This window comes from Cohnella silvisoli (assembly GCF_021190915.1).
Lineage (GTDB): Bacteria > Bacillota > Bacilli > Paenibacillales > Paenibacillaceae > Cohnella > Cohnella silvisoli.
This window is the reverse complement of record NZ_JAIOAP010000022.1, coordinates 54,668-67,580: the sequence shown is the minus strand read 5'-3', so window position 1 is coordinate 67,580 and position 12,913 is coordinate 54,668. Positions and strand designations below refer to the sequence as shown.

Below are 12,913 nucleotides of genomic sequence, written 5' to 3'. Positions count from 1 at the left end.
GATCATAAAGGAGGGATTTTTAATGAAAAAAGCAGTATCAGCGGTTATGGTTGTATGCCTTACCTTCGTGACCTGCTTCAGCATGCTGTTCCTGACGAATGGCGGAAAGGCGTACGCGGCGGAGACGAAAATCGTCTTGACCCCGTCGATGGTGACGAACGAGTCGGGTTTGGGCGATGCGACGATGCTTGTGGATGAGCAGACGCTTGCCGGAGATCCGGCGAACGGCACCGGCGGGGATCCCGTCACGCATTGGCAGGCGGGATGGAACAGTTCGCTTTACCCGGCTTACGCTTACATCGATCTCGGGCAAAGCTACAATTTAACGAGCATTTATTTGCGAGACACTCATGATATGGCGAACATCACGTTGTATTCCGGAAGTCCGGGCAATTGGACGACGTTGTTTACCGATCCGTTGAGCGGTTGGATGACGTGGAACGCGCACCCGGTTTCCGTTACGACTCGGTATGTACGCGTAGCCTTGGGAGCAACGAATACGAATATGACCGAGGTCGTCATCTACGGCACCGCCGCAGCTTCCGGAGATACAACGGCTCCCGCGGCTATCGCGAATTTGGCGGCGCCTTCCTCTACCTCGAGCTCGGTCAGTCTGACTTGGACGGCACCGGGCGATGACGGAAGCACGGGAACGGCTTCATCTTACGACATCCGTTACAGCACGTCTGCCATTACAAGCAGCAACTGGGCTAGCGCCACACAAGTGACCGGCGAGCCGACTCCTGCAGCGGCGGGAACCAATCAATCGATGAGTGTCGACGGATTGGCGGCAAGCACGACTTACTATTTCGCGATGAAAGCTTCGGATGAGGTTCCGAATATTTCCGGCCTCTCCAATGCCGTGAGCAAAGCGACAACCGCTGCATCAAGCGGTAAAATTACTCTCACGGCACCAATGGTCGTGAATGAGTCCGGCCTCGGCGATGCGACGCTGCTCGTGGATGAGCAGGCGACCGCAGGCGACCCGGCCGGAGGCACCGGAGGAGCGCCGACCACGAATTGGCAGGCAGGGTGGAACTCGTCGCTCTATCCGGCTCACGCCTACATCGACCTCGGGCAAAACTACGACCTGACGAGTATTTACCTCAGAGACACGTACGGCATCGCGGACATCACGATTTCCGCCGGAAGCCCCGGCAATTGGACGTCGCTGTTCACCGATCCGCTCACCGGCTTTATGACGTGGAACGCGCACCCGGTCACCGTTACGACCCGTTACGTGCGCGTTTCTCTGTCGGCGCCGAACGTCAACATGACCGAGATCGTTCTGTACGGATCGCCGGCCGGAGGAGGGGGAGGAGATACGACCGCTCCTGCAGACGTGACGAATTTGGCCGCCCCTTCTTCGACCGGCAATTCGGTGAACCTGACGTGGACAGCGCCGGGAGACGACGGCACGACGGGAACGGCTGCGTCTTACGACATCCGCTACAGCACAAGCGCCATTACGTCGGGCACCTGGGCAACTGCGACGCAGGTGACGGGTGAACCCGCGCCCGCTGCAGCGGGGACTGCACAGTCGCTAACGGTGAACGGACTTGCGGCCAGCACGACGTATTATTTTGCGCTCAAGACGAAAGACGAAGTGCCGAACGAATCCGGGCTGTCCAACGTGGTCAGCAAAGCGACGACTGCATCGACATCGACCAAAATCACGTTAACCGCCTCCATGATCTTGAACGAAGTGACTGGCGGCGACGCCACGCTGCTCGTGGACGAACAGACGCTGTCCGGCGATCCGAAAGCGGGAATCGGCGGCAACCCGACCACCTTTTGGAATGCCGGCTACTTCGTGGGGTACCAGCCTGCCAGCGCCGTCATCGATCTCGGAACGAACTATCAACTGACCGACGTTTACCTTTACGACGGCTCCGGTGGCGGCAACATGTCTGTATCGGCGGGAACGCCCTTCAACTGGACCCAGCTGTTTACCGACCCATTGTCCCAACAGAATCAGTGGCGGCCTCATTCGGTGAATATCACGACTCGTTACGTGCAGGTGAAGTTCGATGGCTGCTGCCGCAACATGCATGAAATTGTCCTGTACGGCACGCCGCTCGGCACGCCCGAGACGCCGCCGACCCCGACGCCACATGCGCTGCCGACGATGGATCAATTGATCGGCATCAACGCGTTCATCGACGATCCGCAGGATAAAATGCTGGCGGCCGGGTTTGTCCGGGAATATCACAATTGGTTTTGGGATGAAGGGGACGCATGGGATTTCAAAAACCATACAACCGTTTATCCCGGGTATCCGAACAACGCCAACAAATTCAATCCGAGCTATGCCGGAGGAGGCACATGGAACTTCGACGCCTATTACCAGAACCTGAAAGCGGCGGGCCTTACGGTCTCTCCGGCCATTCAGGGCAGCGTTGATTGGCTATCAAACGCTTTCGGGAATAAACCGATTTCGACCGGGGAAGATCCGCTATTGCCTTCTTCGTACGCAGAGCATGCCGATCATATGTTCCAATTCGCGGCCCGTTACGGCAGCACGGCTGTCGCCGACAGCAAGTTGAAGCTGGCTTCGGGGCAGCCGAGGAGCACCGGACTGAATACGCTGAAATATTTCGAGGATTGGAACGAACAGGATGCGTGGTGGTCTTCGCGTGAAGTCTATTTTAATCCGTATGAATACGCGGCGATGGCTAGCGCGGACTACGACGGACACTTGGGAACGATGGGGAATACGGTCGGCGTGAAGAACGCCGATCCGAATGCCAAGCTAGTGATGGGCGGGCTTGCCGATCCTGACCTGGAATATATACGCGCCCTCAAGTTCTGGGCGGATTGGAACCGCAGCGGCAGCGTTCCTTTCGATGTGCTCAATATCCATCTTTACAGCAATGACGGGACGGATCAACAGACCTCAACGGTAGGAGTCAGTCCGGAAACCGGCTTGTTCAAGGAAAAATTGCAGAAGTTCGTCGATTACCGAAACCGTTATTTGCCAGGCAAAGAGATGTGGATCACGGAGTTCGGTTACGACACGTATTCGGGTTCGGCACAACGCGCACCAGCTATAGGGTTGACTTCGCAATACGAAGTGCAAGCACAGTGGCTGGTCCGCTCATACTTGGCCGCCGCTGCTGCGGGAGTCGATAAAGCAGCCATGTTCATGCTCCGTGACAACGACGTCGAGCCGGCCTCCAGAACGAGGTTTGACGACAGTGGATTGATCAGCAGCAAGAACACGGGAAGCGTGCCGAAAATTTCTTGGTACTACGTCTACACGCTCAAAAACAGGCTGACCGGCATGAAGTATTTGGATGAGCAAAGTTCGGGCAATTCCAACGTCAAGATTTACAAGTTCAAAAGCGCTACAGGTTCCAATGGCGGTTATGTCATTTGGTGCCCGACGAGCAACAACACAACCGTAAGCAACTATCAATTGACTTTGGCGGGAACGCCGACAACCGCTACGTCGGTGACGATGGCGAGCGGGGATACGGACGGCGTTCCGTCCGCGCTCACCATCTCCGGCGGCAAGGTGAACGTTAACGTTAGCGAAAGGCCGATTTTCGTCATGGTCGATAATATTCAGTAACATTAAGTCCCCATAATATAAGCCGCCCGATCCCATGTAACCAGTGGGTGAAGGCGGCTTGTGTCGTGGTTGAATCCCACGTGAATCTGCAGGCAGCCGAGTAGATAACTCTATCGGACATATTGTTATGAAAACGCTTGTATTCTAATATATACATAGATTGTAAGTAAATCCCTCAAGGAGAGATAACATGAGGATTCGTAGCGTGAAACAATGGAGACTCACCATTTTCCCGAAGCTGATCATCGCTTTTTTATTGGTCATAGCTCCGATATACGGTATCGGACTAGAGATGAATCAGTTAGGCGAGTCGAGCGTCCGCGATGAACTCTCGAAATCTCTCAAGTCCAGGGTCGACTTTTATTTGAATTCGCTGGAAGTGGAAAACGAACGATTGATGAGTTTGCTTCAGCAATACGTCGTCGACAAAGACTTGCAGCACCTCGCGTTCATCAGCAACACGATGACGATAGCGGAATGGTCGGAAACGGTGCTGCGAATTCAAGACAAGCTTCAATCTATCAAAAGCTCCAGCATGTACGTCAAAAGCGTAAGCGCCCATATTCTGACGCTCAAACGGACGCTGTCCAGCGAGCAATCGATCACCGACAAAATAGACGACGACTATCAGGCGGTCGAATCGGTATACAAACGACGAGGGCCCGGCATTTTTTATTGGAACGATCGGCTGTTTCTCGCGGTCGCTTATCCGGGTTCCGATCTTCCCAACATGCAAGAAACGTTCGTCCTGTCGATCGAACTGAACCTGGAGACGATGAGGCAGTCGCTGCAATCGTTTTCCGATTACGAGAGGTCCGGCGCGATGCTGATCAATGTCGAACGGAATTGGATGTTGAATGGGGACGGGAACGGCGAAGTTGCGCCCGAACTGAAAGGTTTTCTGAACGGTCGATTCAATCGAAATGCCATGGAAGGCATACAACAGATTCAAGCGGGCGGAAACCAGTATTTGACCGCTTACAAGCATTCCCCGACATTCGGCTATTATTTGATCGCGTATGTGCCTCCGGAGCAGATGCTCGGCGCTATCGATAAATATAGAACGCTTCTATGGATATTGTCGTTCATATCATTGGCTATCATTATCGCTTATTCCTATTGGCTATACCGCCTCATTCGCAGGCCGTTATACAGGATGATCTCCGGCTTCCGCAAGGTAGAGGCGGGTTTGATGGAGCCGATGCCATTGCCTAAATCGAATGATGAGTTTCTGTATTTGTTCCAGCGGTTCAACATGATGATGGAGAAGCTGAAAGTACTCATTCATGAAGTGTACGAGCAGAAAATAAGAGCCCAGAGTTCGGAGCTGAAGCAGCTGCAATCCCAGATCAATCCGCATTTTTTGTACAATACCTATTTTATCCTCTACCGTTTGGCTAAAATGAGCGACTTCGACAGCGTCATTCGATTCAGCCAGCATCTCGGAGAGTATTTTCAATACATTACCCGCAATGCGGCGGAGGATGTTCCGCTCGAGGCGGAAATCAGGCATTCGCGGACCTACGTGGAAATTCAAAATATCCGCTTCGCCAAAAGCCGAATCGATGTCGATTTCGGCGAACTGCCGGAAGCTTGCAAAGAAATGCGGGTGCCACGGCTCATCTTGCAGCCTTTCATCGAGAACGCTTATAAATACGGTTTGGAATCCAAGCGAAAAAACGGTCGGATCGTCGTAGCGATGGAGCAACGGGACGAGTTCCTCCTAATGTCGGTCGAAGATAACGGCGAATGGCTGACGGACGAGGATTTGCAGAAATTGGAGGCGGATCTGAGCTTCAATAGCAATGAGATGGAGTACACTGGCATGCTTAACGTCCACCGGCGTTTACGAATTCGTTTCGGAGGCGATTGCGGCGTTTCCGTAGAACGCGGGGAGATGGGCGGCATGAAGGTAACTTTGAAGCTGCCGCTAGATACCGTTGGGGACAACAATCAACAACAATAGGGGGCTTACGCCATGTATCGTCTGCTAATTGTCGATGACGAACCGATTATCGTTGAAGGGCTGAGCGAATTGTTTCAGCAAATGGACTTACCGCTTGAGGTTTATCAAGCGTATGACGGACAGGAAGCGTTGGACATCACGCGCAAGCTAAGGATGGATATCGTTCTTACCGACATCGAGATGCCGGAGCTGAACGGCATCGAGTTGCAGCGTGAAGTTATTCGGCTTTGGCCGAGGTGCAAGGTGATTTTTTTGACGGGCTATAACGATTTCGATTATATTCAAACGTCTATTCGAGCAGGTGCCGTAGATTACGTGCTCAAAACGGAAGGCGATAGTCCGATCGTCGCGGCCGTAGTTAAGGCGATCAGCGCAATCTCCGAAGAGGTCACTTACGATCAGCTTATCTCGAACGCGCGGTCCCAATTAAAGCTGGCCTTGCCGACGCTTCGCAAAGAGTATTTGACGGCGCTATTGCAGGGGGAACCAGCCTCTCGCAAGTCGCGGGAGGAACAATTCGCCGAACTGAGCATTCCGCTTGATGCGAATCGTCCCGTAGTGGTGGCCGTCGGCCGTATAGACCGGTGGCGCGATGACGCTGCCATTAACGATAAACCGTTGTTCACCTACTCGGTTCATAATATTTTCGAAGAGTTTTTTGCCCAGGAGTTCACGCTCGTTCACCTTAGCGGCGAACACAATCGACTCGTCTGGCTTATGCAGCCGGAGCCAGGGAAATTCGCTGCCTCGGGTACAGGTGCACAACTGGAAACGGAAAATCTTCACTCCTATATGCTAGGCACTCTCGAGTCGGTGCAAATGGCTTGCAGCCAATATCTAAAGCTGGTTTGCTCGTTCGTCGTTTCAAGCGAGCCGTACGATTGGGAGTCTCTCTCCGTCAAATACGATCGGCTTTCCTTGCTGTTCGAACGAGGGCTCGGTCTCGGCAGCGAGATGCTGCTTTCCGATGAACGGACAGGGACGGGGCGATATGAGCAAGCGCGGTCGAAGATTAAGCGGATTCGGCTTCTCGATCATTATCTGGTTCAGAAAGACAAGGATAAATTTTATGCTTTATTCGATGAAATCATGGATGCAGTCGGCGAGCCGCCTTCTATTCAGAGCGGGCTGCCGCTTGAAATCTTCTACGAATTGACCGCTATTTATATTTCGCACATGAATCGTCTTGAAGTATTTGCGACACTAATCGGTCGAATAGACGCAGCAAAGCTCTTCGCCGTTCACGAGCATGCCTCATGGCGGGAAGTAGGCTCGTTTTTCCGCGGCTTGACGGATCAGCTGTTCGCGCTCATGACCGACGAGAACGAGCAGGAAACGAACGAGGTCGTCGATCGCATTCACGAATACGTAGAGGGGAACCTGGAGGGCGATCTGTCGCTTAACCGATTGTCCGAACACGTCTATTTAACCCCGTTTTATTTATCCCGTTTGTATAAACAGAAGACCGGCCATAGCATCAGCGACTATATTACGACTGCAAGAGTCGACAAGGCCAAGCAGCTGCTCGGCGAAACGCCGCTCAAGATCCATGAAGTCGGAATGCGCATCGGATATGATTCGGCTTCTTACTTTACCCGCTTTTTCAAGAAAGCGACGCTCCTTACTCCCCAAGAGTTCCGCGATTCGCTAAAGAAGAAATGACAAGTAGATATAAAAGGATAAGGAAAGCTATATCTTTCTTATTTTCGTTGAAACCCGTGGGACGCATAATGAAACCTGTAAGCCAATCGAAGTGAGATTGTGGGGGAGGCAAACAGATGGTCGTCAAAAAGTGGAAGCAATTAGCGTTAGTTATGCTAGTACTTGCGTTGGTAACGGTTACTGCGTGTTCCAAGGATAATAACGGGGAGAAGGCTTCGAATTCGCCTAGCGATTCGCCGAGCGCGAACGCCAGCGCCAGTTCCTCGAGTACGACCGCAAAGCAAACCGTGCCTGATGGTCCTACGGGGAAATACGATCCGCCGATCGAATTAACGACAGTCCGATCCGTTAACGCGGGAGTGAAGTTCCAGGCAGGCGATTCACTAGACTCTAATGTTTGGACGAAAGATTTCGAAAGCGTTCTCGGGATTAAAGTGATCAATAAATGGAAAGTGAGCGACCAGCAATATCAGAACAAGATGGCCGTAACGATGGCGTCGGGCGATTTGCCGGACTTCATGCTGGTCGATGCCCAACAGTTTCAAATCCTCGTTCAAGCCGGTACGATAGCCGACTTGACGGATGTCTACGCCAAATATGCTTCCGAGCTAACGAAGAAAAGCATTGAAGAAGGAGGCGGACTGCGGTTAAAAGCTTCGACGGTAAACGGAAAAATCATGGGCATACCCGCCGACGGCGGTGGGCGCGACGACGCGCATAGCATCTATATTCGCACGGATTGGTTGAAGAACGTCGGCCTTGAACCTCCGAAAACGATGGACGACGTAATCAAAATCGCGACGGCGTTCACGAAGAACGATCCGGACAAAAACGGCAAGAACGATACGTACGGCTTAAGCCTGGACATGAGCTTGTTTAACGGCTGGTCCGGTTTGGAAGGGTTTTTCAACGGCTACCACGCCTACCCGTTCAATCCGACGAAAGGTACGGGAACGAACCTTAATTTCGTGAAGGGCGCGGACGGCAAAGCGGCTTGGGCCGACGTCCAACCGGAAGTGAAAACGGCGCTCGGCAAATTGCAGGAGCTGTTCAAGGCCGGCGCGATTTATCCGGAATTCAGCGTCATCGACGGGATCAAGTCCGGCGAGCTCGTTACCTCGAATAAAGTGGGGATGGCGTTCGGAGCTTTCTGGGTGCCGACCTGGCCGATCAATAATATGAAGAAAGATTTGCCGGGATCCGATTGGGGAATCTATCCGATCGTATCGGCGGACGACAAACCGGTTATGGCGCAGAGCACGGGCGGACTGCCTTCGAAATATTACGTGGTCAGCAAAGAATCCAAGCATCCGGAAGCGCCGTTCATCTTGCTCAACCGTTACGTAGATAAGCTGTTCAGTAATTTTGATCAGGCTTACCACTCCGTCGACGCTGACGGCGTAAACTACGCTTTTCACATGTATCCGCCGATCAACGGCTCTTTCGCCGAGAAAAATCAGGATGCGGCTTATGCGGTGCAGGATGCGATTAATTCGAAAGATCCATCCAAATTAGATACGGAGCAGAAGCAGTATTACGATCAAGTGGAGAAATATCGGGCGGGAGATCTGAGCTTGTGGGCTGCGGAGAAATTGTGGGCTCCCGGCGGCTCGTTCGATGTGATCGGTCAATATAAGAAAGAAAATCGGATATTCCAGTCGGTCTTTACCGGCAATCCGACTCCGACAATGGTCGCGAAGGGACCGTCCTTAAGGGATGAGGAGGTCAGGACGTTCACGTCGATTATTATGGGAGCGAAGCCGCTCGATTATTTCGATGAGTGGGTGACGAAATGGATGGATTCGGGCGGCAAAGACATCCTTGACGAAGTCAACTCAAGCGGTCAGATTCAATAACCATGAAGCCGAGGGGATAGAGGGCAACCTCTGTCCCCTTTGTTCATGAAGGCAGGAGGATTAAGGGAACATGATACGCAGAAACTGGAAAATCGAACTGCCGCTTCATTTCATGCTTTTGCCGGGGCTTATTTTGGTGCTGCTGTTTTGTTACGGACCGATGGCCGGCATACTTATCGCTTTCCAAAATTTTATTCCCGTCAAAGGGCTGTTCGGGTCGGAATGGGTCGGTTTGGATCATTTCAGGTATGTCTACGGCTTACCCGAAACGATAACGGTGTTCCGCAATACGGTAGTTATCGCTTCGATGAAAATCGTCGCCGGATTGATCGCACCTCTAATCACCGCTCTGCTGCTTAACGAAATCGGAAAACGCCTGTTTAAACGTACCGTACAAACAGTGATATATATGCCTCACTTTCTGTCTTGGGTCATTATGGCGGGTATATTGCTCGACGTACTGTCTCCGACGACAGGCATCGTCAACGCGGTTCTCGACTGGCTCGGTGTGACAAAAGTGTTTTTCCTCGGCAATGCAGACTGGTTTCCGTACGTTCTCGTCGGCACCGACGTGTTGAAGGAATTCGGTTTCGGCACGATCGTCTATCTCGCCGCCATTACCGGCATAAACCCGGCGCTTTATGAAGCCGCCGTTCTCGACGGAGCCAACCGCTGGAAGCAGACGCTGCATATTACGCTGCCAGGCATCGTGCCGATCATCATATTGCTGCTAACACTCGGCTTAGGCAACGTGCTGAACGCCGGGTTCGATCAAGTGTTCAACCTGTACAGCCCTTCCGTCTATTCAACCGGCGATATTCTCGATACTTATGTCTATCGAATCGGTCTCGGCAACGGGCAGTATGGGGTAGCTACGGCGGTAGGCTTATTCAAATCGGTCATCTCTTTCGCCCTTATCTCAATCTCGTATTTCCTTGCTTACCGATTGGCCAATTACCGCATCTTTTGAGGCGCCATGAGAGGAGAATATCATATTGGTACAACATAACGCATGGGGCCGGAAGCTTTTTATAGCGCTGAATTATTCGTTGCTAGCCGCAATGTCATTAGTATGCCTATTGCCGCTCATCAACGTGCTGGCCGTTTCGTTCAGCTCGGCGGCGGCGATCGAAGGCGGCAAAGTAACGCTATGGCCGGTCGAATTCACGACCCGCGCCTATACTTTCGTCGCGTCCAAGAAAGAGTTTCTCACCTCCATGGGCATTTCCGTTCAACGGGTGCTGCTCGGGGTTGTCGTGAATATGCTGCTGACGATTTTGACGGCTTACCCGCTTTCCAAAGAAATAACGCAGCTTCGGTTCCGCACCGGATATGCCTGGATATTCGTCTTTACGATGCTTTTTTCGGGGGGATTAATCCCTACTTACATGGTTGTAAGAGAATTCGGATTGATTGATTCGTTATGGTCGCTCGTGCTGCCGGGAGCGGTGCCGATATTTAACGTCATCCTAATGCTCAACTTTTTCCGCAATCTGCCGAAAGAGCTGTCGGAGTCGGCCTTCATCGATGGAGCCGGACATTGGCAAACCCTATGGCGCATCATAGTTCCGCTGTCAATGCCGTCGATTGCCACGGTTACGCTTTTTACAATCGTCGGACATTGGAACGAATGGTTTCAGGGTCTCATCTATATGAACGATCCGATTCATTACCCGCTCGCCAGTTACCTACAGACCATCGTCGTGAAGCTGGATATGACGCAGCTAAACGATCCGACGGCGCTGCGATTTCTATCCGAGCTGAACGACCGGGCTCTGCGGGCGGCGCAAATCTTTCTCGGCATGGTGCCGGTGTTATGCGTCTATCCGTTCCTGCAGCGCTATTTCATGAGCGGCATCGTGCTTGGCAGCGTTAAGGAATAAATAATAGAGTTGGCGCACCGGCAGGTGTGTGTTCTGTAAAGGAGGAGCGGATGATGCTTTACGAACGTTACGGAAAAGAACGTTTGGAGAACGTGATACTTGATTCGGAGCGATTTGTGCCGATTCCGAAAGCGGATAACCGCGAAGCATGGGGGGCTTTGCTGCCCGAATCAAAGCAAATGTGGGTAACGCTTGCGGAACAGTACGCCGACTACGAATGGCCGGCCATCCGCACGTCCGATTATATGGAATATTGGCGGACAGGTGAAATTGGACGGCACAGCAACGCTATTTTTGAACGGCGAAGCGTGCTCGGCATTATGGTTATCGCCGAATGTTTCAAGGATGAAGGCCGATTTCTCGATCAGATCATCAACGGTATTTTCGTCATTTGCGAGGAAACGTCATGGGTAACTCCCTCTCATAGGCTGCATTGGAAAGTGAACATGGATGAGTGTTTGCCGGACGCATCCGATCATAGGGTAGAACTATTCACGGCGGAAACGTCCAAGTTGCTCATCTGGGCCCGTTACTTATTGCAAAGCCGTTTTGACGGAATTAGCGTACGAATAGGGGAACGCATCGTTCGCGAAGTGCAAGACAGATTGTTGAAGCCGTATATGGAGCGCGACGATTACTGGTGGCTGGGTTTTATGGAGGGCGTGCGAGTAAACAATTGGAATCCTTGGTGCAACGGCGCCGTGTTGACCGGGTTCCTGCTGCTGGAAAACGATCCGGCGGCGCGAGCCGAAGGCATCGCCAAAGCGATGCGCAGCTTGGACGCTTTCATCCGCACGTATCCGCCCGATGGCTGCTGCGACGAAGGTCCGTCTTATTGGAGCCCCTCCGGCGGCGGGCTGTATGAATGCTTGGAACTTCTCCAACTCGCATCGCAAGGAAAAATAGATCTGTTTGGCGAGACAATCGTCCGGGACATCGGTTCCTATTTGTACAAGGTGCATATTCACGACTCTTATTTCGCCGCTTTCGCCGATTGCGACGCGAAGGCGGATCCCGGCGGAGATGTCGTATATCGATATGGACGGAGCACTAAAGACAACCCCATGATCCAACTGGGTGCAAGCCGACCGAAAAGCGGAAAACCTCGCATCCATATTTGGTTCGGGATGTACGGTCACTTGAGGGATTTATTTCTTGAGAAAGAACGTTTGGCCAGCCGGATGAAGGCACCTTATATCCAAGACGCTTGGCTTGCTCATACGCAGGTGATGACGGCCCGGGAGCGAGAGGGCAGCGAGCTCGGACTATACGTCGCGGCCAAAGGCGGCAACAATCAAGAATCGCACAATCATAACGATATCGGCAATTTCCTTGTTTTCGCGGACGGTTATCCGTTGCTCGTCGACCTCGGCACGGAAGAGTACAGCGCGAAAACGTTCGGCGATCGGCGTTACGAGCTGTGGTACCTGCAATCGCAATATCACAATTTGCCGACGGTACGGGGCGTGCTTCAACAGAACGGCAGTCATTTTCGAGCGGCTTCCGAACAGTATAGGCAAAGCGACGTTGTCTCCGAGCTCTCTCTCGATATCGCATCGGCTTATCCGCTGGAGGCTGGAATCGCCAGCTGGCGGCGAGCGATCAGGCTTACCCGGGGAAGGAATGCTTCGGTGGAGATAATCGATAACTTCTCCATGAAAGGGACACCAGCTGACATCTTCTACAGTCTGATGACGCCCTGCACGCCGGTAATCGCCGAGCCGGGTATCATTCGCCTGGAATATGCCTCGGGCAAGGAAGCCGTAATCCATTTCGATGCCGAGCATCTGGACGTTCGGTGCGAAACGATCGATTTTATGGAAAGCCGCCTGAAGAGGAATTGGGGAGAGCTTATGTACCGTATAGTTCTCTTTGAAAAAACGCCGGTATTACGAGGAATTCGGACATTATCAATCACGATTGCACAATAGCACGATAACCGATCTTAACTTAGGCTTCTCATCACGATACG

The 12,913-nt window shown here is 52.5% G+C and carries 7 protein-coding genes; all 7 read left to right on the top strand.

What is annotated here, in order from left to right:
* Positions 1-22 precede the first annotated feature (22 nt).
* The 7 genes from K7P76_RS29600 (at position 23) to K7P76_RS29570 (ending at position 12,872) form a co-directional block, all read left to right on the top strand.
* Positions 23-3,574, top strand: coding sequence for a fibronectin type III domain-containing protein (locus K7P76_RS29600; protein ID WP_232189701.1), 3,552 nt, complete (start codon positions 23-25; stop codon positions 3,572-3,574).
* Between the two features lie 190 nt (positions 3,575-3,764).
* Positions 3,765-5,540 carry a sensor histidine kinase gene (locus K7P76_RS29595; protein ID WP_232189700.1) on the top strand — a complete coding sequence of 592 codons (1,776 nt, stop codon included), beginning with the start codon at positions 3,765-3,767 and terminating at the stop codon, positions 5,538-5,540.
* A gap of 12 nt (positions 5,541-5,552) precedes the next feature.
* Positions 5,553-7,202, top strand: a complete 1,650-nt coding sequence (locus tag K7P76_RS29590) for a response regulator (RefSeq protein ID WP_232189699.1) — start codon at positions 5,553-5,555, stop codon at positions 7,200-7,202.
* 116 nt (positions 7,203-7,318) lie between these two features.
* The gene (locus K7P76_RS29585) at positions 7,319-9,058 is read left to right on the top strand and encodes a type 2 periplasmic-binding domain-containing protein (RefSeq protein WP_232189698.1); all 1,740 of its coding nucleotides are present in this window, start codon (positions 7,319-7,321) and stop codon (positions 9,056-9,058) included.
* 70 nt (positions 9,059-9,128) lie between these two features.
* Positions 9,129-10,028, top strand: a complete 900-nt coding sequence (locus K7P76_RS29580; protein ID WP_232189697.1) for an ABC transporter permease — start codon at positions 9,129-9,131, stop codon at positions 10,026-10,028.
* A 25-nt stretch (positions 10,029-10,053) separates the two neighbouring features.
* Entirely contained in the window at positions 10,054-10,941 is an 888-nt protein-coding gene (locus tag K7P76_RS29575) for a carbohydrate ABC transporter permease (RefSeq protein ID WP_373692544.1), read from the top strand.
* A gap of 50 nt (positions 10,942-10,991) precedes the next feature.
* The gene (locus K7P76_RS29570; RefSeq protein WP_232189696.1) at positions 10,992-12,872 is read left to right on the top strand and encodes a heparinase II/III domain-containing protein; all 1,881 of its coding nucleotides are present in this window, start codon (positions 10,992-10,994) and stop codon (positions 12,870-12,872) included.
* The last annotated feature ends 41 nt before the right edge of the window (positions 12,873-12,913 follow it).